The following is a 25,948-nucleotide window of genomic DNA, read 5'->3' as shown; positions in this document are numbered from 1 at the left end:
CGAATTGTGCGGAACAGTACCGCAGCGATGCAGGCGTGTCCAGTTTGCCGTGTGCGGGGAAGGCGGACGATCGTTCACGCGACGGCGCACGCCCGAAGGGCGACCGCACCGGATGGGTGCAGGCCGCCTGGCGACGGCCTGCCGGGTCCGCATTGCGCGGGCCGCGTCGTGCTTGCTCGTGCTTACGCCGGGTCGAAAGGATTGCTCAGGACGATCGTGTCGTCACGCTCGGCGCCGGTCGTGATCATCGATACAGGCGCGCCCGCCACCGCCTCGACGCGTGCGATGAAATCCTGCGCGGCACGCGGCAACGCCGCACGTTCGCGCACGCCTTTCACGGTGCCGCGCCAGCCATCGAACCGTTCGTAGACCGGCTTCGCGCGCGACTGCGCATCGAGGCTGGCGGGCAGGTGGTCGACGCGTGCGCCGTCGAGTTCGTAGCCGACGCACAGTTCGATTGCGTCGAAGCCGTCGAGCACGTCGAGCTTGGTGAGCGCGAGGGAATCGATCCCGGAGATCCGGACGGCCTGACGCAACTGCGCGGCATCGAGCCATCCGCAGCGGCGCGGCCGGCCGGTGTTGACGCCGAATTCCTGGCCGCGCGCGCGCAGCGTTTCGCCGGTTGCGTCGGTCAGCTCGGTCAGGAACGGGCCGCCACCGACGCGCGTCGCATATGCCTTGGTCACGCCCAGCACGTGGCCGAGCCTGGACGCGCCGAGGCCCGTGCCGGCTGCTGCGGCCGACGCCACGGTGCCGGACGACGTCACGAACGGATACGTGCCCCAGTCGATGTCCAGCATCACGGCCTGCGAGCCTTCGAACAGGATGCGCTCGCCGCGGTCGGTCGCCTCGTTGAGGTCGGCCCACACGGGGCGCACGAACGGCAGGATCTTCGGCGCGACGTCGACGAGGGTCGCGAGCAGCGCGTCGCGCGAGTATGGCTCGAGCCCCAGCCCGCGAAACCACGCGTTGTGATGATCGACCAGCACGTCGAGCTTCTCGGCTAGCCGGCCCGGTTCCGCCAGATCGCCGACGCGCAGCCCGCGGCGCCCGACCTTGTCCTCGTAGGCCGGCCCGATCCCGCGCAGCGTGGTGCCGATCGGCTCGCGGCGTTGACGCTCCTGCGCCTGGTCGATCGCACGGTGGATCGGCAACACCAGCGTCGCGTTTTCGGCGATCGACAGATTGTCCGGCGTGACCGACAGCCCGAGCTCGGCCATCCGCGCGATCTCCGCGAGCAGCGCCTCCGGATCGAGCGCCACGCCGTTGCCGATCACGCCGCGCTTGCCGCGCACGATGCCGCTCGGCAGCAGCGCCAACTTGTACGTCTTTCCGCCGACGACCAGCGTATGGCCCGCGTTGTGGCCGCCGTTGTAGCGCGCGACCAGATCGGCCTGCGCCGCCAGCCAGTCCACGACGCGCCCCTTGCCTTCGTCACCCCATTGGGCGCCTACTACGACCACGTTCGCCATGTTCCATGCTCCATGTGAGAAATCCAGACACGTATTCAGGCCGCATCGCCCGTTTGTGTGCCATATTGGCGGAGCTGGATCGCATGATCAAACGATTAAATCTGAGTATTCGCGTGAGTAAATTTCACGCGAAATGAGGAAATGGCCCGACGACTCCCACCGTTGAATTCGCTGCGCGCGTTCGAAGCCGCGGCCCGGCTCGGCAGCTTCACGCATGCCGCCGACGAGTTGTGCGTGACACACGGCGCGATCAGCCGGCACGTGCAGCAGCTCGAGACATGGCTCGGCCGGCCGCTCTTCGAACGGCACAACCGGCGCGTCGAGCTGACGGATGCCGGCCGAGCGTATCTCGCCGAAGTCGGCGCATCGTTCGACCGGATCGCGCTCGCCACCGCGCAGCATTTCGGCCACGCGCAGCAGCGCGTGCTGCGCGTGAGCGCGCCCGCAACGTTTTCGCTGCGATGGCTCGTGCCGAAACTGTCGTCGTTCCAGGTCGCCCATCCGGCCATCGAGGTGCGGCTGTCGACGTCGAACGAGCCGATCGAGAAGTTGCGCGACAAGGTCGACCTGATCGTCCGCGGCGGTCCGCAGACGATCGACGGCTATGTCGCCGACGAATTCCTGTCCGAAGTCCGGTTGCCCGTGTGTGCGCCGAAGCTGCTCGAGGGGCGACCGTTGCGCACGCCGGCCGATCTCGCCGGCTTCACGCTGCTGCATGCGGCGACTTATCCGGGCATGTGGCCCGAATGGCTCGCGGCGGCCGGTTATGCGAACCTCGTGCCGCGGCACTCGCTGACGCTCGAGCACTTCTACCTGACATTGCAAGGCGCGCTCGACGGGCTCGGCGTCGCCATGGGGCCGATCGCGCTCGTCGCGGACGACATTGCCGAAGGCAGGCTCGTGCAGCCGTTCAGCGAACCGGCGTTGCCGCCGTGGCGGTATTTCACTTATGTGGCGGCCGCACGTGCGGAGGACGAAGCCGTGCGCGCGTTCAAGGATTGGCTGAAGGCGACGGGCAGCGCAGCGACAGAAGTGCGGCACTGAACCGGATGGGCTGCGTTCTTATCCGGAGGCCCCCGCTTCGACAGCGCGTCCGATTTGCGTCGGCGAGCGGGACAGATGGTGAAGACCTTGCTGACGCAGCTTCCGCACGCTCCAAAAATATAGGATCACGAATCAATTGACGCAGACTTGCAGCCTGCATTTTTCACGGAAGCGCAGCGCATTTCCGTGGCACATGCGCCAGACCGCGGATCGAGCCGCGGCCTGGCGTGCGGGTGATGCTTACTGGCTTGCGCCGGCGGCTTTCTTCTCCGCGTTCTGCAGATTCTGCGGATAGTTCGGATCGTTGGCCGCCGGCTTGTAACCAGCGTCTTCGAGTTTCTTCAATTCGGCGGTGTTCTTCGCGCGCGCTGCCTTGTGTTCGGCTTTGCGTTTTGCCCGGGCTGCCTTGCGCGCCTCACGCTTTGCGGCCTTGGCATCCTGTGCGGCCGGTGCGCTGGCGTCGGTCTGCGCGAACACCGGAGCTGCCGAGCCGAAGAGGAAAGCTGCTGCCGTAGCAGCCAGCGTGAGTTTTCTGATCTGGATTCGCATCGCTGAACTCTCTTTTCTGATTGATTTCTGATTGATCACGGATTGAAAGCACGTCGAGATACCGCCCCCTGCCCCCGACCGGCCATCAGGTCACGATCAGGGCTTTTGCATCATAACCGTGTTGTGAAAAAAGTGGCGTCGTAACCGTAGTTCGAGGTAGACGTGTATGGGAAACACTGCATCGCAGGGGTTCGCTGTGGGTCCCGCGATCAGCGGCTGACAAAGGTAGCAACGGTGCATCGTTCGGCACTACGTGCGCGGTGCCCATGATCCAAGGTAACCATCCGGCGAACCGGATCGCTCCGGCAATACGACACAGCTTGTCGATAGGAGCGCGCTCCATTTCGATGCACGGTGCATTCGCACGTCGTCGCTGTTTCAACGATGGCGTTCGCGACTCGTCCGGCGTGATCGTCGCATCACAAGCGCGCCCACCACAGGAAGCGCTTGCCTGTGAACCAATGTCCCGCGCCATGGCACGCGAGTGTCGCGCTCTCCCATAAACGACCACGAATCACTCTGTGCCGAATTCCAGTTCACTCCTGGTACGGCGATGCAGTTCGACACGAACGATCGGGTAACCGCTCGATACGCGCATGGCTACCTGTTCGCTGCCCTTCCTGGCGGCTCGTCGAGCGCGGCGTGCGCTGGTGATGAGACATGCCGGCGCAGCGTCACCACGTCGATCGACGCTCGTTGCTCACATGCACGCATGAATGCCGTGCGAACCTTCGCCTATTCGGCCGCTGCGATTTCATCCACTGCCCACGTCGCGACGAGTCTTATGCCTGTGTGACCGCACAGACATGCGCTCCATCGTCCGGATTCTTCACAGCTTTTCCGTTCGATCAAGGGTGTCCCCGCACGGACTATCCGTGGAGACAGTCCGGTCACTTTATCGGTGAGCCTTTCCAGGACTCGACAGCTTTCCAGGGTGAGAATGTTCGGGATCCAGTCATCGATCGGATTACGGTGAGCTTCGTCGGCGGCTGGAACCTCACGTTCGGGACGATGCCGGAATTGCGATGGATGATCACCGGTGAAAGGTCTGGTTTTCCGCCGACCGGTGAATGGATCCTCATCTGTCGACCCCGGTAGCACAGCAATTTCGACGCGGTTCCAAAGGTAGAAAGTCATGAGGCTGGTGAGAGATCGTCCGGCCTCGGCAACGGTCGTCTTTGCATGATCCACAGGTCGCGGTTACAGATTCGTCGATGTATCTCCGTCGGAGACTTATCCGCGGAATGACTCGCACAGGCGTCGAAAAAATTGCTCGTCGCCAAATTCGAGCGATTTCTGACTGCTGTGACAGCACCGGTGATATCCAGGTGTCGAGTGCGATGGTGCTGGTCGACGGCGATTCCGATGAGGTGGGTCGCCAGCCCCGACCAATTTTGGGCCCCATAGCTGGGTACCTATATTCGGGAAACGTTGATTTCCTCCCATAAGTTTCTACGTTTGAGGGTTTGTGAGTAGGTACTCACATCCTCTGAGAGCCTTATCGGGCTTGAGACAACGTCGAACGGTGGATGCTCCACAGCATTTTGAGGCTCATTGCTGTGCTCGCTGACCGCATTCAGGTCAGTTTGGTAGCGGTTTATGGGGGTTGCTTTTTTGCACAGGCACACGTGTGTTTACATCTTTGGTAAACGACGTTTACTACTTTAACTACCTTTAGACGGCTCACAGCCTTATCTGGTAAGGGTTTGACCGATGTTCGGTACCCATTTATGGGAGCACAGGTGGAAGGGGCTGGGGGTTCAGGTCTGTGGATTTGGGGAATTGGGTACCGTGCTGTGGGAAATCGGGGTTGTGGATATGGGGCGCACGTAGACGGTTATGGGATTTTGCCCCGAAAGTGCTTCAGGTAGCATGCTATGGGGAAATGTTTGGGTAGCGGTTTATGGGGGGCTTTTTCGTACCGGCCGATGAATGTAGGCACAGCGTTTTATGTGGGGTTGCCTGTTATGGGGACACACACAGGTAGCTGGATATGGGGCTTGTTTGGCGCTTGCTGGCTTGGTATCGCGCGCTGCTTCTGTGGCACCGTCCCATAAACAGTATCGCCGGCATTCACAGGTAACCCTCTATGGGGAAATCTGAGGGTAGCCGTTTATGGGAGAGATTTCGGTCGTGAAGGCTCGCACGAAGACAAAAAGCAAAGCCGACACCTCTTCACAGGTACCCATTCATGGGAAGCCCTAAAGGTAGCTCGTTATGGGAGGGAAAGCGGACCGTGTTGCAAAGCACCATGAATCGCGTTTGCTGATCCATTTCCGGCCGATTGCTTCCCATGAATGGGTACCTTCGGCCCGGCAAATCCCGTGCCGGATCTGGCTGCCGGATCCGACAGGTAGCTGGTTTTGGGAAGGGTTTTGGCATGAAGGTATATGGATATGGGAATCTGCAACAGCCTGAAAATATAATTTTTCCCTTTATTGACAAGCATTTAGAAGTGACATTGCAAGTAACGCTGGAGAAAGAGGCATTGCTCGTCAGCGGGAAAAGGTATAAAGTCAGCCCCCAACAAGGTCACCTTATCCGGACATCACGATGCCGCGCAAGCCCGCAATCAAAGGCTCCGACAAGCAGGTTTCGCTATTTCAGACGCCCGAGCCTCCCGATCTGTTGCGCAAGGCGGTCCAGGCAATTCATATCGCTCCGAAGTCCGGAAAGATCGGTTTGCAGCAGCGCAAGATGTTCAGCTCGCTGATCAAGAACGCGCTTCGCCAGGAAGCGTTCGAGCCGGGGCGGACCAGTTTCTCGATCTCGATTGCGGCGTTGTCGCACGAGAGCGGGCTGAACAGCAACAACACGAAGTACGTGAAGGACACGGTCAACTCGCTGATCAGTACCGTCGTCAACTGGGACTATCTCGCTGCGGATCGCTCGACGGTATGGAAGGCGTCAGGCCTGCTCGCCGGCGCCGAGCTCGAGCAATCGGTGTTGAAGTACAGCTTCTCCGACCAGATTCGCAGCGAACTGCTCAATCCGGAGATCTACGCGCTGATCGATATGCGGATCGCGCGCGAGTTTCGGCGATCGCATTCGCTCGCGCTGTGGGAAAACACGGTGCGCTACGAGGGGATCGGCATCACCGCGAAGATTCCGCTGCCGAAATTTCGCGATCTCATTCTCGGCCAGGACAAGGCATCCCAATCGTACAAGGAGTACAAGCTCTTCAAGAGCAAGGTCCTGGTGCCGTGCATTCAGGAGGTGAACGAAGTTTCCGACCATACGCTCGAGCTGATTGAACACAAGTCGGGCCGCAGCGTGGAAGCCGTTCAGTTCAAGGTGACGCGCAAGCCGAGCGCGGATACGGTCGAGGAAGGCGACGCCAAGAACGAAGCGCTGGTCGAGGAAGTCGCGAAGTTCGGCATTCCGCGCTCGGAAGCACGCCGGTTGATCACGCAGTACGGCGTGCAGCGCATCAAGGCGGCGATCGCCTATACGCTCAATCGGACTACGAAGAAGAACGCGGCGCCCGTCGACAATGTCGCCGCGTATTTCCGCAAGGCGCTGACGCACGGTTATACGCTGGCCGACGGGCAGGGCACGGAGGCGGCCGCGCCGGCAAGGGAATCCGCGCAGAGCAAGCAGGAACAGATCCGCGACAAATACCTGGCCGCGAAGGTCGATGAAGCCGGTGCGTATTTCCGCGAGCTGGAGATCGACGACCAGACCAAGCTGATCGAACGTTACAACGAGACGGTTGCCGGTTCGAAGGATCTCACGCTGTCGCCGAAGAAGAAGGCCAGCAAGCTGGCGCAGACCAGCTTCTTTCGGTGGCTGGCGCTCGACACGTGGGGCGAACCGACCTCGGACGACCTGCTGGAATTCCTGCTGAAAAGCAGTCTCGCGACCAACTGATCAAGGCCTCGCAGCCAGTATGCGCGGTGCGCCGGATATTATTCGGCGGCGCCGCGCAATGCAGGAGCGGGGCCTTTGCTTTAGGCGCTTACTTTTGCGCTGCTGAAGCCAGTTCGGCAACGTATGCGTCGATGACGGTCTTGAGCCGGTCGGCAAGCGCCTCCTGGTGGGACGCATCCACGCCTTTGAGTTGCAGATCCAGACGCCCGTCCGGATACGTCTTCAACTGACCGATCGCGCGCGATTCGAGCGCGAAATCGTGGCGAACGCTGTAGCGCGTGCGCCCCGTCTTCTTGTTGCCGTCGCTCTGCGCACGCAGGAAGTTCTCGAGATCGCGCACCGACTTCTTGCGGTCCATCACGGCCGTGAGCAGACGGTCGGCGGCCGGTTCGCCCAGGCGCTCGAAAATCAGCTTCAGGAAATACGCCGCCTGCAGGCCGACCACGTCGTTCGCGCTGGCCATCCGCTCGAGCAGCGTGTTCGGCAGTGCGTTCAGCGACAGCGTCTTGCTGATCGATGCCTTGTCCTTGCCGATCTTCTCCGCGAGCGTGTTCTGGTCGGGGAAGACCTTTTCGTCGAGAAGACGCTTCCATGCGACCGCGTCGTCGAAGATCGTCTGGCGTTCGTGGTCGTGGTTGGCGCGATACGCGATCGTATAGAGCTGCTCGGGCGTGTGATCCGTACGGAACGTCGCGTTGATCGTTTCGTCGCCGTTGATGCTCGTCGCGCGCAGCCGGCGTTGCCCGTCGATCACGACGAGCTTGCCGGGGAATTGCGGGAGCCGCGTGACCTTGATCGGCTCGATCTGCCCTTCCCGCTTCAACGTCAGTGCGAGTTCGTGCAGGCTCGATTCCGAATAGAACACGCGCGGGTTGAACGGGTTCGGGATGCAGTCCTTGACCGCAACCCTTTGCGGCGCGCCGAGATCGGGGGCATCCGCGGGTGCCGGTGCGCTCGGAGCGGCGGTGGTCGTGGTTTCGACAGCGATATCCGATGCCGGAGGCACCGGCTCGGGCAGCCGCGTTTCCAGCGCCGCGTTTTCCTGCGCGAGCCCGCGCAGCAGGCCGGCGGCGAGATGAAGATTGCCGGTCGGCTTCTTGTCTTTCGAAGTGTCTTTAGCCATGAGCGGCTCCGGTCGCGCGCGTCGATGCGATGTATTGGGCCATTTCCGTGACGAGCCTTTCGATCTCTGCGCGGGCTTCCTTCAGCCCCTTCAGGTACCGGTTGTGATGATGGATCGTGGTGCCGAGCGCGAACGTCTGACGATAGACCTCGCGTTGCGCGATCTGGCTGTCGAGCAGATGCTCCCCTATTTCTTCAGCTCTTAGAATTTTTAAAATTTCTTCACGCATTTTAGTTTTTCCATTGACGCTATTCAGCATCAGCGCAGAAGAAAGACTTGGGTTACGAACGGCGCGCATCGACTCGATCATACGAATCATCGCAACGGTGCTGTACAGATCGGCCGGCGATGGGGACAGCGGCACGAGGCAGAAATCGGCGACTTCGAGCACGGATGCGATGCGGGGATCCTCGAGGTTGCCCGGACAATCTACGACGATGACGTCGAAGTTTGCATCCTGCTTCTTGATCTCGCCACCGATGCCGCGGCCGGCGGGTGCCAGCGACAGTACCGTCATCGGAAGTGTGTTTTCTCCGCTCGTGACCCATCTGACCGACGTGCCCTGAGGATCGGCATCGATCAATGCGACCTTGTTGCCGCCAGCCTCGAAGGCCGCTGCGATATTGACGGAGATGGTGGTCTTTCCAGTCCCACCTTTTTGATTGCTAACGGCGATCTTGAAAGCCATTAAAGTTCTCCACGGAGTTTTTCGTAATATATGTAGTTGCTATCGAAATGTCCAGAAAAAGTGTTCGATGACGATATGAATTTGTAGATCGAGGTGGTTGTTACGTGACAAGCGGGCCGGATGGCTAGCTATCTATCTTGTTGTTTTGAATTTATAAAAGTCGATGTTTCTTTGTCGAACTGCTAATAAGAAATTTCTCTTAAGGAAAGTCCGCGCGAGTTCGCAGCAAAAAGATTCTCAAGTCTCGGATTTCGTGAATGGTCTGAGTGTTGTTTTGGGAATGTTGCTGTGATGACGTGACCGTTCGACAGTAGGTGATGCGGCTTTGCGCAGTTGTCACGTGACAAGTCGGGTGTCCCGAGGCATCGATGCGTGTGAACCAGTGATATCCCGATCGTGGCTGTGACTTTAGGACTCTCGGATTCGCTCTTCATTCCAGGATATGGTCGCCGGCCAGATGCTAAGAATGCGGTCATGAGCGATTGTCACGTGACAACTGACACGGGAGACTGGTTTCGATGTGGATCGCAGTAAATTTGGACGCGTTCGCTATAGCGGCGATGGGACTGGCAATTCGCTTCCGACCCACTACCGGAGACCGCGTTGATCGCCGGAGATTCGAGTTGGGATTCGTGGGAGATGGGGACCCGAGTTGTCACGTGACAACGGCACTAGCTTAGTGAGCCGAATAACCTACGTCGAAACGACAAACCTGACTCGCGCGCCACGATAGCCGGCGCACTACAAGAGCGACGGGCGCTGGGCCTTGATGACCGGAATTGGTCATCAAGGCCCAGCGAGCGGTATCAGCGGCCACGGCCGCTAGAAGCCCTGGAGGATGGGTCGGTAGATATTTTGACCGGCGATATGACCCCATTTAAACGGGGTGCGTGCCCTATTGGCTCACTATTGTTCGGGGTAGGGGAGAGTAGTGTTCGTTGGACTGCCTGTGTTGAGCGAGACGATGATCGTGATGGTTCGTCGTGAAGAGCCTCTGGGTGCCTGTATTACATTTCAATCTGGCCCGACCCGGGCGAACAGCAACGTCGCAGCGCATGCTCGTGAAACATTCCTGAAAAATGGGGCATCTCCGTAAACCCTTGTCAGGCAATGGGTTGCGGCATCTTCTTCATGTTGTTTCACGCAAAACACATCAGATTTGCCATGTAAATGGGGGCGTATGAAGATGGTGCGAAAAATTGGCTTCTGGCAAAGGTAATTCAGACGCAGATGTGTTGTCTGAAATGTGTTTCGTAGTGTTTGGTACGTATCTGTGCGATTGCCTGCGAGCCGTCTGCTTGGCTGAGTGCTCGCGACATGCCTGGCGTGAATCCACGGCGCGCTCATGTGGACTCGTTCATGTTGAGTTGTCACGTGACAACGTCGTTCTTCACCGCAGCAGGATTGTGAAATTACTGCCCTTGGTGCGATCGAAATACCTTGATCCGATATTGGATCGACGAGTCGCGTCACCGACCGATTTTCTATGGCCGGGCCGCTTTTCGAAGGGGAGGGAGATAGGGCCGATGGGCGCGGGATCGATTTTGAAGTGCTTGGTCAGCGGCAGCTATGGGGGCGCGCGACGCCGGGCCTGCATTGACCGCCCGTCGCCCGTAGGCTGAATTTCCAGTGGGCGGCTGAAGCACTTTTCCGTCGAGCCGATTGCCGTTGACGACGTGCCCGCTACCTTGCGTCACTCCGTGACGGAGCGCACATTTCCGCCGCGCTTCTCCAGAGCGGAAGCGCGGCGGCGGGCAAACCTACTTCGTCACCTGCGTTGTGCACAGCTGCCATCGACGCAATTTCGCTGCTGGCTTCTCTACTTGTTCATCAACCGTACGCCACCACTGTTCGCCGCGATGCGGTTCGTTCAAATCGAGCCGCTCGCCGATCCTGGGCGTCGACAATCCTGCGCCTCGCACCATGGCCAATGCGGTGACCCGCTCGAACGGTTCTTGCCACCGGTGCATCGCGAGATCGAACGTGCCGTTGTGAATCGGTATCAGCGTACGGCCGCGCAGATCGATGTGTGCCTGCACGGTTTCTTCCGGCTGCATGTGCACGTACGGCCATTGCGCGTCGTACGCGCCGGTTTCGATCAGCGTCACATCGAATGGCCCCAGGCGTTCGCCGATGGCCCGGAAGCCATCGAAATACCCGGTGTCGCCACTGAAGAACACACGCAGGTCGTCATCGACGATGACCCACGACGCCCATAGCGTGCTGTTGCCATCGAACAGGCTCCGCCCGGAGAAATGCTGCGCCGGTGTCGCGGTCAGCATCAGCCCGTCTACGTCGATGCTTTGCCACCAGTCGAGCTGGCGTACCTTTTTCGCGTCGATACCCCAGTCGATCAGGCGATCGCCGACACCCAGCGTCGTGACGAACACGTCGGTGGTGGCCGCGAGCGCCAGCACCGTGTCGCGGTCGAGGTGATCGTAGTGATCGTGCGAGAGAATCACGCCGCGCAACGGAGGAAGATCCTCGAGTGCAATCGGAGGGGCATGAAAGCGCTTGGGGCCGAGGTGCCGAAATGGCGATGCGCGCTCGGCAAACACCGGATCGGTCAACCAGAACTCGCCACGAAGCTTCAGCAGCAGCGTCGAGTGCCCAAGCCGGTACAGGCTCCGGTCGGGAGCAGCGTCGAGTTGTTCCCGAGTCAGTGAATCGATAGGCAGAGCGCCGGTCGGCGTGGTGTTGCGCGGTTTGTTGACCAGCATGTTCCATGCGATCCCGAGCGTCTTGCCGAAACCTTCAGTCGGCCGCGGAGCGACGTTGCTGAAGCGTTCGCCGGTATGTTGCGGCGACCCACTGGACAACGCGCGGCCACGCCTGGCGGCAGCGAAACCCAGAACGCGATGAAGGAAAACGAGAGGCGAAGCCATGTCGATTCGTCCGGAAAGAAAAGTACACCGAGCAGTGTAGTTTATCCCTGGGAAAAGTAAACTCGGCGGTGTAAAATTTTTGTATGGATACGAGTACTTCTCCTTCGCGCCTGACCGATCGAAAACGCGCGGCGATCATCGACGCGGCGATCGAGGAATTCCTCGCGGCGGGCTACGACGCAACCAGCATGGATCGCATCGCTGCGCGCGCGGACGTGTCGAAACGCACCGTCTACAACCATTTCCCGAGCAAGGAAACCCTGTTCGCCGCGATTCTCCATCAGCTATGGGATGCGACCCGGACGGCCAGCCCACCTGCCTATTGTCCGGACGTCCCGCTGCGCGAGCAGCTGCTCGCCCTGCTGGACCGCAAATTGCGCCTGTTGAACGACGAAGCGTTTCTTGCGCTCGCACGCGTCGCGATCGGCGCGGCCATTCATTCTCCGGAGCGTGCGCGCGATATGGTCGAACGCCTCGGCGAACGCGAAGAAGACCTGACGGTCTGGATTCGCGCGGCGGCGGCGGCCGGCCGCCTGTCGGTCACGGATCCCGTATTTGCGGCTCATCAGCTGCAAGGCATCGTGAAAGCTTTCGCGTTCTGGCCGCAAGTCACGATGGGCCAGCCACCGCTTGGCATGCAGGAGCAGCAGAGGCTTGCCGAATCCGCGGCCGACATGTTTCTTGCGTACTACGCGTGCCAGGACGCCGACGCTGCGTGACTGGCCGTGCGTCGATCGACCCAATGCGTGTTTTATCGGCAGCCTCGAAGATGCGGTAGTCCGTAACTGACGAACGCATGATGAATACGGAACCGGACCGCGCATGTCGACGTAACCCGTCCCGAACCCGACCGGTGCCTATGCAGCAGAACGCGAGTGAACCCACATGAAGACGCTGTTGATCGTCTACCACACGATGACTGGCGGTACGCAACAGATGGCCGAAGCGGCAGCGAGCGCCGCGCGCGAGCAATCCGGCGTGGAAGTGAAGTTGCAGCGTGCGGACGCGACGAGCGCGGACGATGTGCTGGCCGCCGACGCGTACCTGTTCGCGACACCGGAAAATCTGGCTGCGATGTCCGGATTGATGAAGGATTTCTTCGATCGCTGCTACTACGCCGCGCTCGATCGCGTGAATGGCCGCCCGTATGCAGCGATGATTTGCGCGGGCAGCGACGGACAGAACGCACTGCGCCAGATTGACCGGATCGCGACCGGATGGCGGCTCAGGAATGTGGCGCCGGGCCTGATCGTCTGCACCCATGCGCAGACGCCCGAGCGCATCCTCTCCCCCAAGACGATCGGCAGCGAGGATCTCGCGCGCTGCGCCGAAATCGGTGCGGGTCTTGCCGCAGGGCTGGCGCTCGGCGTGTTCTGATCGACAGCGATCGAACCCGCCGAAGTGGCGTCACTGCCGTCGCAAGCGCGCGCCGGGGAGCCGATACCTCCGACGCGCAAATCCCGCGGCGATACCCATCCCGCACCCTGCTGCAGTGCGCACGACCGACGCGTCAGTCCTCTTTGACCGACACCATTGGCTGATGATATTCAGGCCACAGGTTTTTCACGAGGTCACGCGACGCGCCATACGCATAACAACTGTCGATCTTCAGCGGTTTTCCTTCGCTGTCGCGGTCATTGAGCGGGGACGTCCGTACACCGACCATCGTTTGATAGGCCGTCGTGGCAACCGGACCGAGAATTTCCTTTAGATGCGTACAGGTGTCGCAAGACGGCAGACGTTTGCGGATCTCGCTGTTCCAGCCGGCGCCGATACGCAATCCGACGAGCGCCTGCAGCGAGTCGCCGCCCCCCGGACATTGCGCATACGGATGCGACCTGATGAACGTGGATACCGCGCGCACGATCATGTCGACGTCGAAAACCAGCGTGACGCCGAGATCGTGAATCGGGGCCAGCGCCACGACGGTGCGCGTGCCGCCCGGCGGCGTGAAGTCGCTTGTCTTGCGGTCGGCGAGACAGGCCGTTACTTCGAACAGGCCGTCGCTGCGCCGATAGCCGCGCATGTCGATCTGTCGATGGTGAATTTCTTCGCGGGTCATGCCGTCGTGGGGAATGTCGTGTCGGGAATCCATGTATTCGCTCCGCTTCGTACGACCGGGGCCTCTTTGCATTCGATAGCGATGTCGTCGGCCGGCGGCGCCATCGCGACCCTCCGCGACAGGCAGCCGCCAACGTCGATCCGGCCATACTACGCACTTTCCGGCACGGTCGTACGATCGAAGATCGGTGCGGACGCAACCAATAGGATGCCGGTAACGAGCACTGTGCACACTGGTGCGTTGCATTCATCGCACCGTGAAATCCGGCCTCCCCGGATAGCGCAGGTCCGCAGCCGCGAACGTCTTCGTTCCCTGTACCGACGCTCGCATCCCGTAGTGTGGAATAACGTATGTATGGCGCGGCCCGAATATCGAAGCCCGGTCTCACTGAAAACGACACTACGTAACGCGTGTATCGATCGCGCACGAAAACGCCGCCATAATGCGCACCACGACCGTGTGGACACGTTGTCCGCTGCCGGAATCCGTCGAATGCGAACCGGTGAGTCAACCGACTGCCGCGCGTACCGGTATACTTCCACTCCTGCCTTCTCCGGCATCGTGGCCGGGTGCCTGAAACAGCGGTGGGTGCGATGCGGCCCCGCAGCGTATGTTCCGCGTCGGCGGCAGACGGGCCGCAGGCAATGCGGCGAAGCGCCGATGTGCGGAATGGCTGCACGAACCACACCTTATATTCCTGGTGGATTGAATTTATGGGTTTTGAACAACTTGCCGAATTGCGGGCGCAGCTCGCAGCAAAGGCCAAGCAGGAGCGCAACGCGAAGCGTCCGGCTACGCAGACGGACGCCGGCGCGAAGCCGAAGTCCGGCGACCGGCCGGCTCGTGGGGCCAAATCGGGCGCCGGTGCCGGCGCCAAAGCGGCGGCCGGCGCGAAGCCTGCTTCGGCGAAACCGTCGACGCCGGTCGATCCGGTCATCGTCGCGATCGGCAAACTGCAGCGCCGGTTCCCGCGCGCATTCCCGAAGAATCCGGCCCCGAAAGTGCCGCTGAAGGTCGGCATCTGGGAAGACCTCGCCCGCGAGGCGCAGGCCGTCGGTCTGAACGAAGCCGAACTGCGCGATGCGATGTCCACGTGGTGCCGCGGCAACCGCTACTGGTCGTGCCTCGTCGAAGACGCGGTGCGCGTCGATCTGCAGGGTACCGAAGCAGGACGCGTGACGCGCGACGACGCAGCGCGCGCGCGCCGCCTGAAGTCGCGCCGTCCGGGCAAGGGCGCCGGGCAACCGGCGAAGGGTGCACCGCAGCAGCCGCAGGCCGAAGTACAGGCCGATGCCGCCGCGCCGCAACCTGCCAACACCGAGGCACCGGCCGACGCAGCCCCGCAGGCCGAGCAGCAAGCCACCGCGAGCGAGTAACGCGCGATGCGTCGCCGTGCGATTGCGCGGCGACGACCTGCATGCCCCGCCATGCAGCGAATCACAGGACGGACCGATCTGCCCTTACCCGGGCAGGTCGGCGCTGTCTTCGCCGGCAGCACTGCCCGTTCGCCGGTCATTCCCCCTCCGCCACTGAACCGCCAACGACCGCACGACGAAAGCGCGTGAACGGACGTCGGTTGCGTACTGTGTCGTCCCTATCGCGCGAGTAGCGAGACCGGATATCGATTGCGAGCGCCGGGTATGACGAATTCATGGACGTTTCACCTAAATGATTCGTTTTCCTAAAATAATGATGAGCGGGCTATAGATTCCTTTGACCCATCGCGAAGGAGGCGCCGGATTCGCACTTGTCTATGCATGTCGGGCACGAAACGCCGACTTCGTTGCAGAACCGACGAGACGAGACGGACTAGCACATTGTTGCCGCCGTTCTCCAGTCGGTTGGCGAGCCGCGAAGCAACCGCGATAATCTCGCGTGCCGACGCTCATTGCCGAGAACGCCCGACACGACAGGAACGTGAAAGCCTGCATGGTTTACCTCGGGTTCCGCGCAATCGAAAGTATTCGGCAAGCCGGATGTGCTGCGGCGTCACGCGAAGCCCACCGATTCCCTACACGGACACAACGCCCGCATCATGAATCCCAGACACTCAGCGATTCTCGTCGCGCTCGTTGCCGCCGCGCTGTTCGGCGCTGCGACGCCGCTCGCCAAGGCATTGATCGGCGCGATGTCGCCGTTCATGGTCGCCGGCCTGTTCTATCTCGGCAGCGGGATCGGCCTGGGTATCGGAATCCTGCTGCGCGGACTGCGCAGTCGCCGCACGCCGGCCGACGCTGCCGCGCCGCTGCAACGGACCGACCTGCCGTGGCTGGCCGGCGCGATCGCGGCCGGCGGCGTGGCGGGCCCGGCGCTGTTGATGCTCGGGCTGTCGAGCACGCCGGCCGCGACGAGTGCGCTGCTGCTCAATCTCGAAGGCGTGCTGACGGCCGTCATCGCGTGGGTCGTGTTTCGCGAGAACGTGGATTTCCAGGTGTTTCTCGGCATGGTGGCGATCGTCGCGGGCGGCACGCTGCTGTCGTGGGTGCCGGGGCGCGCGAACGTGCCGATCGGCGCGCTGTTGATCGCCGGCGCGTGTCTGTGCTGGGCGATCGACAACAACCTGACCCGCAAGGTCGCCGCGAACGATGCGATGGTCATCGCGTGCGCGAAAGGCCTGATCGCCGGGCCGGTGAATATCGGCATCGCGCTCGCGACCGGCGCGGCGCTCCCTGCTGTTCCGGCCACGGCCGCCGCGATGCTGACCGGTTTCGGCGGCTACGGGATCAGCCTCGTGTTGTTCGTCGTCGCGCTGCGTCATCTGGGCAGTGCACGAACGGGCGCGTATTTTTCCGTCGCGCCGCTGTTCGGCGTCGTGCTGTCGCTGCTGATCTGGCCGGCGCTGCCGTCGGCCACGTTCTGGATCGCGGCGGCGTTGATGGCGCTGGGTATCTGGCTGCATGTGCGCGAACGGCACGAACACGCGCATGCGCACGAACGGCTCGAGCACACGCATCGGCATCGGCACGACGAACATCATCAGCACGCGCACGACTTTCCGTACGACGGCGACGAACCGCACACGCATCCGCATGTGCATCTGCCGATCACGCACAGTCACGCGCATTTCCCGGACATTCATCACCGCCATCGACACTGATCGCGCGGCGAACGAAGAACGGCGCCTGCCGCGTGCGGCATGCATCGCAAAGTAACCGTTTATGGGGACGTCGAACCTTGTGTGCGGCGGGTGATCGGCAGCCGGCTTCAGCCGTTTCAGTCGTTGGTCTGGATCAGCCGAATCAGCGAACCGTCCGGATCGATCAGCGCACCGACGGTACCGCCCCATGCTTCGCGTTTCGGCCGATGCGCACGCGGCCAGCCGGTCGCTTGCTCCGGAATGCCGGCAGCGAGCACCTCGTCGAAAAACGCGCCGACGTCGGCGAGCCGGAAGCAGCAGCTGAACCAGCTCGTGGCAGGATCGAGACCGGGGTGCGGGAAGAACTCCAGCAGTAGCCCGTCGCGCTTCAGGATCATCCAGCCGTCGTCGCGCCAGGTTTCGGCGAAACCGAGCTTCGCGTAAAACAGCGACGTCGTTTCGAAATCGCGTGACGGCAGGTTAGGGCTTGCGAGGTCGGCCAAGACGGTTTCTCCGGTGGGGTGTTGCGATCGGATGCATCGACGGGAAAGGATGCGGACGGGTGCGCATGGTCGGTCAAACGATACGGACAGGCAAGCCGTGCAGGCCGCCCGCATGATTATCTTCCGCGAGGAAAACAGAACCCGAAATCCTCGCAGCCCGGACATCCGGGGGCTGGCCCCGGCGGCAGGCCGAGCGATACGGCCACTTCCAGGGCGAGGAATTTCTTCCACCGGAGATTCGCGACGTTGCGCGCGGCGAGCGCGGGAAAATAGCGGTCGAGCATCGCGGATACCGCGCCGCGTCCGTCGAGGCCGAGATCGCGCCACAGGTGGTCGGGGCGCAGGCACGCATGCGCGATGATTGCGGCGACGCAGTCGGCATCGTCGTGCGCGACGGCAGGATGCGCGTCGCGCATCAGCAGCGTGTGCAGCGTCGCGACGAATTGCGCATGTGAGGGCGGCAGCGGCGCGACGGTGTCGATCGACACGAGCGCCGACGCATCGGCGGGAGGCAGGTGCGGAAACTGGCGGGCAAGCAGGCCGCTCAACCGAGCGGGAGACAGGCCGAGTAGCGCCAGTTCGTTGCGGCACGCGCGTGCCGCAACGAGTGCGCCAAACAGATGCGCGTCCGGGGAGTCGGCGTCGGCCGCCCCGGCGAGCAGCGATTGCAATACGCGTTCATGCGCGTGGTCGAGCGCGGACGTCATCGTGCGCGCCCGCACGTTCGACGAGCGCGGTAGCCCGCGCGAAGACGCGGCGAGCGACGCAGCGTCATTGCCACCGGGTCGGACACTTACTCGACGCCGACGATCACGCTCGACGCCTTGAAGATCGCGGACGCGGCGCTGCCGCTCGCGAGGCCGAGACGCTCGACGCTGTCGTTGGTGACGATCGCGACGATTTCGGTACCGCCTGCCGCCTTGATCACGACTTCCGAATTGACCGCGCCTTTCGCGACCGACGACACGGTGCCCGCGACGCAGTTGCGGGCCGATACCTTGCTGCTGTCGACGTCGACCATCACGATGACCGACGACGCCTTCACGAGCGCGAACGCCTTCGTGCCGGCCGCGAGGCCGAGCGACGCGGCGCTGCCGTGCGTGATCACGGCGACGATGTCGAGGCCGTCCTGGGTGCGCAGCGTGATTTCGTCGTTGACGGCACCGGGCTTGACGGCGCCGATCTGGCCGACGAATTGATTGCGGGCGCTGGTTCGCATGATGACTCTCCGGGGAAATGGGCCGCCCGGCGGGCGGCGGGCGAATGACGGAAACTGCGGACGAGTGTACCGGCAACGGCTGAGAAGCGCGACGCCGGCGTGGACATACCGGACATGCGAGATCGCGAACGGTCGTGCGGGGCGGCGGCCAACCGCCCGCATGCGGTGCTGCACTGCGGGACGGGTAGTCAGCGCGCTGCGTGCGCGGACGGCAACCTGGCTGCTGGCTCGAGTGGGTATAGACGCGGTTTCAGGCGCCGCGCCGGACGATCACTCGGCGCTGGCGGATGCGGCGCCCGGTGCATCCGCCGTCGCCGGCGTCTGCGGCGCGGCAGCGGTCGCCGCATCGCCTTCCCACCCGCCGCCGAGCGCGAGGAACAACCGCACCTGGTCCGCGGCGACCTGCCCTTCGGCCGCGGCGACCTGCGCGTGCACGCTGGTCAGCGTGCGCGTCGCATCGAGATCGGAGATGAACGATTCGCGGCCGGCCGTATAGAGCCGGTGCGTTTCGTCGGCGGAACTGCGCGCCGATTCGTATGCCGTGCGCAGTGCGTCGGTACGCTGCACGTCGGCCGCGTAAGTCGCGAGGCTCGACTGCGTTTCGCGCAGTGCGTTCAGTACGACGCCGTCGAAATGCGCGAGCGCACCGCCCGTCGCGGCTTCGGCTTCCTGCACGCGGGCACGCTGGCCGTTGACCGGGAACGACCAGCTGATCAGCGGTCCGAACGACCAGCGGTTGGTGGTCGACGAGAAGAGATCGCCGGCGATACCGACCGACCCGGCCGACGCGCCGATGCTGATCGATGGGTACAGCGCGGCGGTCGCGACGCCGATGCGCGCGGTCGCGGCGGCGAGCTGGCGCTCCGCTTCGCGGACATCGGGGCGGCGGCGCAGCAGTGCGGCGCCGTCGCCGATCGGAATCGGCTGGCGCAGCTTCGGCAGGCGCTCGCATTCGCCGACCGCCTTCGGCAGATCGGCGGGCGAACGCGCGAGCAGCGCGGCGAGCTGGTATTGCGCGATCTTGCGACGGCCTTCGAAACGCGGAATGTCGGCGGCCAGCGTGCGCACCTGCGTGACGCCGCGCGTCACGTCGGTCTGGTTGCCGCGCCCGGCATCGCGCAGCCGCCGCGACAGCGTCACGCGCTGCTGCTGCAGCGCGAGCGACTGCTTCGCGATCGCGAGCTCGTCGCCGGCGGAGCACGATTCGACGTACGCGCGCACGACATCGGCGACGACCGTGATGCGCGCCAGGTCGGCGGCGGCCTTGACGGCGTCGCTGTCCGCGCGCGCGGCCTCGACGCCGCGTCGCAGCTTGCCGAACAGGTCGAGCTCGTACGACACGCTGATGCCGACCGTGCCTTCGTTCACGACCGGCAGCTTGTTTTCGAGCAGATATTGCTCGGCCGATTCCTGCGCGCGCTGCACGGCGGCTTCCGCGCTGCCGGAGAAGCCGCCCTGCTGGTTCGCGACTTCCAGCGCCGCACGCGAGCGCGCGAGGTTGGCCGCGGCGACGCGCAGGTCGGTGTTCGATTTCAGCGCGCTGCGCACGAGATCGTCGAGGACGGGGTCGTCATACAGCTGCCACCAGTTGCCGGGCACCGCGTCGCGCGACACGAGCGTGCCGTTCGCGTCGTCGAGCGCATGATTCGCGAGCGGCGCGTTCACATACGCCTGCTGCGGCAGCGAGTAGTCGGGGCCGACGGATTTGCACGCGCCGAGTGCGAGCGCGAGCGGCGCGAGCGCCGCCGCGAGGCGCAGGCCGTGTCGCTTCATTGCGAGGCCCCCGCTGCGCTTGCGGGCGCGGGCGCCGCCGCCGCCGCGGCGGTCGAAGCGCCGGCGGCCGGCTTCGCGTGATCGTCGCGGCGCGTGTCGGTGCGCATCGCGACGGTCGCGGTGCGGCCGGCAATCATCCGGAAGTCGTCGGGCACCTCGTCGAGCGCGACCCGCACCGGCACGCGCTGCGCGAGCCGCACCCAGCTGAATGCGGGGTTCACGTTCGGCAGCAGGTTCGCGCCCTGCGTGCGGTCGCGATCCTCGATCGCGGCGACGATGCTCTGCACGTGGCCGCGCAACGGATGCGGTTCGCCCATCACGACGATGTCGACGGGCTGGCCGATATGGATGCCGCGCAGCTTGGTTTCCTCGAAGTAGCCATCGACGCGGAACGAATTGCGGTCGACGACCGACAGTACCGCGCGGCCGGCCGGCACGTATTCGCCGACGCGCGGCGCGCGGTCGTTCAGGTAGCCGTCGACGGGGCTCACGATCGTCGTGCGCCGCAGGTTCAGCTTCGCGGTGTCGAGCGATACCTGCGCATCGGCGACGGCGGCTTCGTCCTGCTCGACACGCGTGCGGCTTTCCTCGACCTGCTCGCTTGCCACGAGGTTGCCGAGCTGCAGGTTGCGCGCGTATTCGCGTTTGGCCTGCGCGAGCGTCGCGGTGCGTTGCGCGAGCGTCGCTTCGGCGAGCCGCTCCGCGAGCGTGTAGCGCGCCTGGTCGATCACGAACAGCACCTGGCCGCGCCGGACTTCCTGGTTGTCCACGACCTGCACGGCGGTGATGAGCCCGGACACGTCGGGCGCGACCTGGATCACGTCGGCGCGCACGTGCCCGTCGCGGGTCCACGGCGAGAACATGTAGTAGTTGATGATTCGCCACAGCACGAGGGCCGCCACGACGACGACGATCAGGGTGAGCAGGATCTGCCCTGCCGAGAGCCAGGTTTTTTTCACGATGAAGTAGCCACGAGATGGTGAGACACGATCACGACTGCGGCAAACACGAAGACGTAGATGCCGAGGTCGAAGATCGAACGGTGCCAGACGAGGCGGTAAAAGCCGACGCGCTCGAGCACCGCGCGCACGACGATGTTGATCAGGTAGGCGATCAGCATCAGCACGAGCGGAGCCGGCACGAATACGCCGAAGATGTCGATTTCGCCGATCATGGTCGCGGTCGGAAAGACAGGTTGGAAAGCGGGGTCATGCGCGGGCTCCGTCCGGCGATGCGTGCGGCGGCTGCGCGGACGCGGCCGGATACAGCGACAGGCGCAGGCCGACGAGCGCGTGCAACGTGTCACGCAGCCAGCGATGCGTTGCCGGTGCGGCCGGAAGTGGCGTCGCGCCGTCGTCCGGCGTTGCGGTGCCCGGCAGGTTGCGGCCGGCCACGCGCTGCAGCGCGTCGTCGATCGACGCGAGCAGTGCCGGCGGCGCGGGCTGGCGCGCGTTCGCGGCCGCGCAGCGGGTGTAGTGATCGGTCACGCCGGCCAGCACGCGGTCGATCGCATCGGGCACGTCGCCCGACAGCTTGCGGCGTGTGCGGCGCAGGTCGAGCGCGTTCAGCGCGATGCGCAGGTCGCGGAAGCTTTCGATCGACGGGTGGCGGTGATCGTCGGAGGCGCCCAGGCGCGGCAGCAGTTGCGTGACGCGATCGAGCATCCGCGACGCATGGTTGCGCTGGTCGTCGAGCGGCTGCGTCGACGCGGAACGCGCGACGTCCTCCCAGCCCGAGCGCAGCAGGCGCCGCACCGCGAGTTCCGCGCCGAACGGCCGCGTCGCACGCGTCCAGACATACGCGAACAACAGCCCGGCGACACCCGCGAGGTTGCTGTTCAGGAACACGAAGAAGTCGGCTTCGTATGCGCCCTGGATGCTGATGAAGGTGGCCGTGTTCACCGCGACGAGCATCGTCACCATGTTGAACTGCGGGCGCGGCAGCAATGTGCCGATCAGGATGAACGGCCCCGCGAACATCAGCACCAGCATCGGGAAGTCGTGCACGTGCGGCAGCACGGCGAACAGGTACAGGCCCGCAAACACGACGCTCGCGGCGGTGGCGAGGAAGAACTTGAACACCAGCGGCGCAGGCTCGTCGAGCGCGGCGAAGAAGCTGCAGGCGACGGCCACGAGCGTGACGGCGCCCGCGCCGTCGTGCCAGCCGGACTCGATCCACAGCCAGCACGCGAACACGATCGCGCCGACCACGGTCAGCGTCGAGAACAGCATCATTCCGCGATCGAAGAAGCGCTCGGTGCCGCCGAGCCGCCAGTGCCGGTAGCGCGGCTGCCAGATGCCCGACTCGTTCGCGATCAGCGCGCGCAGCGAGCGGCAGTCCTGCCAGATGTCGATGACCTGGCGCAGCCGCCACAGCGCGTTCGACAGCAGCGCGCCGTCCCAGCTCGTCAGCGCGGTGTCGGGCGGCTGCAGCGACGCGATGCGCGCGCGCAGGTTGTCCGCGACCGGATCGTCGGTCATCTCGCCGTCGGCACCGCCGGTGACGGCCGGCAGCGGCGCGTCGAACCACTTCGCGGCGTCGGCGAGCAGCGCGTCGAGCGCGGCGGGGCGCACGTGCAGGTCGCGCATCAGCGCGATCAGCGGATCGGCGAGCGACGACATCAGCGGCAGGAACAGCTGCATCCGGCCCGCGAGCGCCTGCGCGCGGGCCAGCACGCGCGGGTGCGCGTGGTCGTAGCTGAGCTGGCTCAGCAGGAATTCGAGGCCCGTGATGGTGGCGGCGAGGCGTTGCCGGCACGCGGACAGCGCCTTGCCGGCGAGATGCCCGGACAGCGTCTCGCGGCCGTAGAACGCGGCGTCCCGGAACCACGCGTCGGTGCGCTCGATCAGCGCCGGCGCGAGCCGGTTCGGGAACACGGCGCTGCCGACCACGCTCGCGCACACGATGCCGAGCACGATTTCCTCGGTCCGCGCGATCGCGACGTCGAAGATCGTCGACGGATCGGTCACGGTCGGCAGTGCGACGAGCGGCATCGTATAGCCGGCGAGCATGAACACGTAGCTGCGCGCGGTGCGGTCGGAGATCGCGAGGTAGAGCAGCGTGCCGCACCACGTCGCGACGATGATGCTGAACAGGAGCGGCGTCTCGACGAACGGCGGCACGAACAGAATCGCGGCGGCCGCGCCGAGCGCGGTGCCGAGCGCGCGATACAGCGCCTTCGAACGCGTCGCGCCGACGAACGGGTTCGACACGATATAGACGCTCGCCATCGCCCAGTACGGGCGCGGCAGCTGGAAATACAGGCCGAGGTACAGCGCCAGCATCGACGCGGCGAACGTCTTGCCCGAGAACAGCCAGTCGCGAAGGCTCGGATAGGTCATGACGCGGAATCGGCGGTGTGGGGCGGGCGCGACGCCGGATGGTGCACATCGGCCGCGTTGAATGCGTCGAGCACGCGCAGCGTCGCTTCGAGATCGGCGCGCGTAATGCCCTTGAGCACCTGGGCGCGCAGCACGCGCAGGTCTTCTTCCATCCGGGCGGTGACCGCGCGGCCGGCGGCGGTGAGCGAGATCGTTTTCGCGCGGCGATCGTGCGGATCCTCGTCGCGGCGCGCGAGACCGGCTGCGCACAGCTGGTCGAGCAGGCGCACGAGCGACGGCCCCTCGATGCCGACGTGTTCGGCGAGCGTGCCCTGGCGCACGCCTTCACCGAGGCGGCCGGCGATCAGCAGCGGCGTCGCGCAGGCTTCGGACACGTTGTAGGCGGTCAGCACGTCGTCGCTCGTGCGGCGCCACTTGCGGGCAGTGAGCACGAGCAGGCTGCTGACGGCGAGGCGGAGGTCGTGCAGATTGGTCATGGGCGAGATGATAGGGGCAAAATTATTCGATAGCAAACTATCGTTTTTTGTCACCCGGATGTCATGCGGTATGCCGGTATGCCGACCTGCAACGAGCAATTTAGGCGGGGCGCCGGGGATGGTCAAGCTGTAAGGTGGGGGCGGCCGCCTCTTGTGATGCACCGCGGCAGCGCAGCCGGCGGCCTGTGCCGTGCGTCAGGGTGTCAGGGCGTCAGGGTGTCGGCGCAGCGAACCCGGCCGGAACACCGGCCGATCGTGTCCCGGCCGCGCCGGATGCGCCGCACCATCCTGCTTTCCGCGCACGATTGCACTAGGACAATATTTTCGGGGTGTCTTTCTGAGCGACCATGCGGAAGCTACGACGGAGACATCGAGATGGGACGGACCGAGGTATCGGCGCGCTGGCACGACGCGATCGGCGCGGTGCACGGCATCGAGTCGAAATACAAGCGGCTCGTGAAGGCGATCGCCACCGACATCGAAAGCGGCGCGCTCGCACCGGGCGCGCGGCTTGCGCCGCAGCGCGACGTCGCGGCGAGCCTCGGCGTCAGCGTGCAGACCGTCACCAATGCCTACAAGGAACTCGAAAGGCAGGGCCTGATCCGTTGCGAGGTCGGGCGCGGCAGCTTCGTGGCCGCGCGCGTGACCGAATCGATGTCGAACTACATGCTCGATACGGCCGAGCGCGAACTGGTCGATTTCTCGATCGCGCGCATCGTGCACACGCCCGAGCACGATGCCGCGTGGCGCGCCGTCTGCGCGGCGCTGGCCGGCGCGGACGACCAGCCGTGGATCCGCTCGTTCCGGCCGATCGCCGGCCTGGACGCGCATCGCGAGGCCGGTGCCGCGTGGCTCGCGTCGCTGAACATGCCGGTGCATCCCGAATCGCTGCTGATCACGAACGGCGCGGCGCACGGCATCTTTCTCGCGCTCGCGTCGATCGTCGGGCCGGGCGACACGGTGCTGTGCGAAAGCCTGACCGACCATGGCGTGATCGGCTCCGCGAACGTGCTCGGGTTTACGCTGAAGGGGCTGGAGATGGACGAGCACGGCATCCGTCCCGAACATTTCGAGGAAATGTGCGACGGCGAGCGCATCAGCGCGCTCGTGTGCACGCCGACCCTCAATAATCCGACGGTGTCGATGATGTCCGATTCGCGGCGCAAGTCGATCGCGCGCATCGCGTCGCGCTACGGCGTGTACGTGATCGAGGACGATGTGTACGGCCCGCTGCCCGCGAAGACGGCCACGCCGATCGCGAGCCTGATTCCGGAGCTCGGCTTCTATTGCACGAGCATGACGAAATCCGTGCTGACGGGGCTGCGCACCGGCTATCTCGCGATGCCGAGACGGCTCGCGCTGCGGGTCGAGAGCGTGCTGCGCGTGAGCAGCTGGATGGCGACGTCGCCGATCGCGGAGATCGCGACACGCTGGATCGCCGACGGCACCGCGCGACGGCTGGTCGAGCTGCAGCGCCAGCGGCTCGCGGTGCGCCAGGACATGGTGAAGGCCGCGCTCGGCCCGTATGTGCTCGGTGCGCACCCGAACGCGCTGTCGACGTGGCTGCGCGTGCCCGACTACTGGCAGGCGGACCGGCTCGTGCGCGAACTGCGCACCCGCAAGATCGCGGTGACGTCGCCCGACCCGTTCCTCGTCGGCAGTACGGAGCGGCCCAATGCGGTGCGCGTGTGCATCGGCGCGGAGACGACGGATGCCGCGTGCAACGCCGCGCTCGAGACGATCGCGGGCGTGTTCGAGCAGTATCCGCACGTGCACGATTTTCACTGAAACGAAGCCGGCGTCGCGGCGGCGACGCACAATGTATCAGGACATTCGAAAGCGCAATTTGGAACATTAGACTGGATCG

Annotated in this window: 21 protein-coding genes; 7 read left to right on the top strand and 14 right to left on the bottom strand. The window is 64.1% G+C overall.

From position 1 onward, the window contains the following. Positions 1–182: 182 nt before the first annotated feature. Entirely contained in the window at positions 183–1,472 is a 1,290-nt protein-coding gene (locus BME24068_RS16605; protein ID WP_174926707.1) for an adenylosuccinate synthase, read from the bottom strand. Between the two features lie 141 nt (positions 1,473–1,613). Between BME24068_RS16605 and gcvA the strand changes: the two genes are divergently transcribed. Beyond that, positions 1,614–2,516, top strand: coding sequence for a transcriptional regulator GcvA (gene gcvA, locus BME24068_RS16600; RefSeq protein WP_174926706.1), 903 nt, complete (start codon positions 1,614–1,616; stop codon positions 2,514–2,516). 240 nt (positions 2,517–2,756) lie between these two features. On the opposite strand, the gene BME24068_RS16595 is transcribed toward gcvA, so the two are convergent. Further along, positions 2,757–3,065: a hypothetical protein gene (locus BME24068_RS16595; RefSeq protein ID WP_096508009.1), complete on the bottom strand. Its 309-nt coding sequence runs from the start codon at positions 3,063–3,065 to the stop codon at positions 2,757–2,759. A 2,553-nt stretch (positions 3,066–5,618) separates the two neighbouring features. On the opposite strand from BME24068_RS16595, the gene BME24068_RS16590 reads away from it, so the two are divergent. Next, a complete protein-coding gene (locus tag BME24068_RS16590) occupies positions 5,619–6,935 on the top strand; it encodes a replication initiation protein (RefSeq protein ID WP_174926705.1) in 1,317 nt (438 codons plus the stop codon). An 88-nt stretch (positions 6,936–7,023) separates the two neighbouring features. Here the strand turns inward: BME24068_RS16590 and BME24068_RS16585 are convergent, their stop codons facing one another. The 3 genes from BME24068_RS16585 to BME24068_RS16575 form a co-directional block, all read right to left on the bottom strand. After that, the gene (locus tag BME24068_RS16585; protein ID WP_096508011.1) at positions 7,024–8,058 is read right to left on the bottom strand and encodes a ParB/RepB/Spo0J family partition protein; all 1,035 of its coding nucleotides are present in this window, start codon (positions 8,056–8,058) and stop codon (positions 7,024–7,026) included. Next, positions 8,051–8,746: a ParA family protein gene (locus BME24068_RS16580; RefSeq protein WP_069750801.1), complete on the bottom strand. Its 696-nt coding sequence runs from the start codon at positions 8,744–8,746 to the stop codon at positions 8,051–8,053. The genes BME24068_RS16585 and BME24068_RS16580 overlap by 8 nt, the downstream gene beginning before the upstream one ends. A 1,760-nt stretch (positions 8,747–10,506) precedes the next feature. Further along, entirely contained in the window at positions 10,507–11,631 is a 1,125-nt protein-coding gene (locus BME24068_RS16575) for an MBL fold metallo-hydrolase (RefSeq protein ID WP_174926704.1), read from the bottom strand. Between the two features lie 83 nt (positions 11,632–11,714). Here BME24068_RS16575 and BME24068_RS16570 point away from each other — a divergent pair, with 83 nt between their 5' ends. Both BME24068_RS16570 and BME24068_RS16565 read left to right on the top strand, forming a co-directional pair. Then, positions 11,715–12,350 (top strand): TetR/AcrR family transcriptional regulator, encoded by a 636-nt coding sequence (locus BME24068_RS16570; protein WP_096508014.1) that lies wholly within the window; start codon positions 11,715–11,717, stop codon positions 12,348–12,350. Between the two features lie 166 nt (positions 12,351–12,516). Next, a complete protein-coding gene (locus BME24068_RS16565; RefSeq protein ID WP_096508015.1) occupies positions 12,517–13,008 on the top strand; it encodes a flavodoxin family protein in 492 nt (163 codons plus the stop codon). A 133-nt stretch (positions 13,009–13,141) separates the two neighbouring features. On the opposite strand, the gene BME24068_RS16560 is transcribed toward BME24068_RS16565, so the two are convergent. After that, positions 13,142–13,726, bottom strand: a complete 585-nt coding sequence (locus BME24068_RS16560) for a DUF2889 domain-containing protein (RefSeq protein ID WP_174926703.1) — start codon at positions 13,724–13,726, stop codon at positions 13,142–13,144. A gap of 680 nt (positions 13,727–14,406) precedes the next feature. Here BME24068_RS16560 and BME24068_RS16555 point away from each other — a divergent pair. Both BME24068_RS16555 and BME24068_RS16550 read left to right on the top strand, forming a co-directional pair. After that, complete coding sequence (locus tag BME24068_RS16555; protein WP_174926730.1) at positions 14,407–15,069, top strand: ProQ/FinO family protein; 663 nt, start codon at positions 14,407–14,409, stop codon at positions 15,067–15,069. 659 nt (positions 15,070–15,728) lie between these two features. After that, on the top strand, positions 15,729–16,790 hold the full coding sequence (locus tag BME24068_RS16550; protein ID WP_174926702.1) for a DMT family transporter: 1,062 nt from the start codon (positions 15,729–15,731) through the stop codon (positions 16,788–16,790). Positions 16,791–16,906: 116 nt separating this feature from the next. Here BME24068_RS16550 and BME24068_RS16545 read toward each other — a convergent pair whose 3' ends face one another. From BME24068_RS16545 to BME24068_RS16510, 8 genes are all read right to left on the bottom strand, one after another. Then, positions 16,907–17,272 (bottom strand): bleomycin resistance protein, encoded by a 366-nt coding sequence (locus tag BME24068_RS16545; RefSeq protein WP_096508019.1) that lies wholly within the window; start codon positions 17,270–17,272, stop codon positions 16,907–16,909. A 116-nt stretch (positions 17,273–17,388) separates the two neighbouring features. Beyond that, positions 17,389–17,979, bottom strand: coding sequence for a nitrogen fixation protein NifQ (locus BME24068_RS16540; protein WP_174926701.1), 591 nt, complete (start codon positions 17,977–17,979; stop codon positions 17,389–17,391). An 86-nt stretch (positions 17,980–18,065) separates the two neighbouring features. Next, a complete protein-coding gene (locus tag BME24068_RS16535; protein WP_174926700.1) occupies positions 18,066–18,491 on the bottom strand; it encodes a TOBE domain-containing protein in 426 nt (141 codons plus the stop codon). Between the two features lie 270 nt (positions 18,492–18,761). Then, on the bottom strand, positions 18,762–20,264 hold the full coding sequence (locus BME24068_RS16530; RefSeq protein WP_174926699.1) for an efflux transporter outer membrane subunit: 1,503 nt from the start codon (positions 20,262–20,264) through the stop codon (positions 18,762–18,764). Continuing rightward, positions 20,261–21,223 carry an efflux RND transporter periplasmic adaptor subunit gene (locus tag BME24068_RS16525; protein ID WP_174926698.1) on the bottom strand — a complete coding sequence of 321 codons (963 nt, stop codon included), beginning with the start codon at positions 21,221–21,223 and terminating at the stop codon, positions 20,261–20,263. Before BME24068_RS16525 ends, BME24068_RS16530 begins: the two co-directional genes overlap by 4 nt. Continuing rightward, positions 21,220–21,438 carry a DUF1656 domain-containing protein gene (locus BME24068_RS16520; RefSeq protein ID WP_096508024.1) on the bottom strand — a complete coding sequence of 73 codons (219 nt, stop codon included), beginning with the start codon at positions 21,436–21,438 and terminating at the stop codon, positions 21,220–21,222. The genes BME24068_RS16525 and BME24068_RS16520 overlap by 4 nt, the downstream gene beginning before the upstream one ends. Before the next feature lie 34 nt (positions 21,439–21,472). Continuing rightward, positions 21,473–23,605 carry an FUSC family protein gene (locus BME24068_RS16515; protein ID WP_174926697.1) on the bottom strand — a complete coding sequence of 711 codons (2,133 nt, stop codon included), beginning with the start codon at positions 23,603–23,605 and terminating at the stop codon, positions 21,473–21,475. Continuing rightward, a complete protein-coding gene (locus BME24068_RS16510; protein WP_174926696.1) occupies positions 23,602–24,081 on the bottom strand; it encodes a MarR family winged helix-turn-helix transcriptional regulator in 480 nt (159 codons plus the stop codon). Before BME24068_RS16510 ends, BME24068_RS16515 begins: the two co-directional genes overlap by 4 nt. A gap of 375 nt (positions 24,082–24,456) precedes the next feature. On the opposite strand from BME24068_RS16510, the gene ehuR reads away from it, so the two are divergent. Next, positions 24,457–25,869: a MocR-like ectoine utilization transcription factor EhuR gene (gene ehuR, locus BME24068_RS16505; RefSeq protein ID WP_174926695.1), complete on the top strand. Its 1,413-nt coding sequence runs from the start codon at positions 24,457–24,459 to the stop codon at positions 25,867–25,869. Positions 25,870–25,948 lie beyond the last annotated feature (79 nt).

The sequence above is a fragment of the Burkholderia anthina genome (assembly GCF_902498995.1).
In the GTDB taxonomy this organism is placed as follows: domain Bacteria; phylum Pseudomonadota; class Gammaproteobacteria; order Burkholderiales; family Burkholderiaceae; genus Burkholderia; species Burkholderia anthina.
Note: the sequence above shows the minus strand (reverse complement) of the source record. Positions and strands in the feature narration are given on the sequence as shown.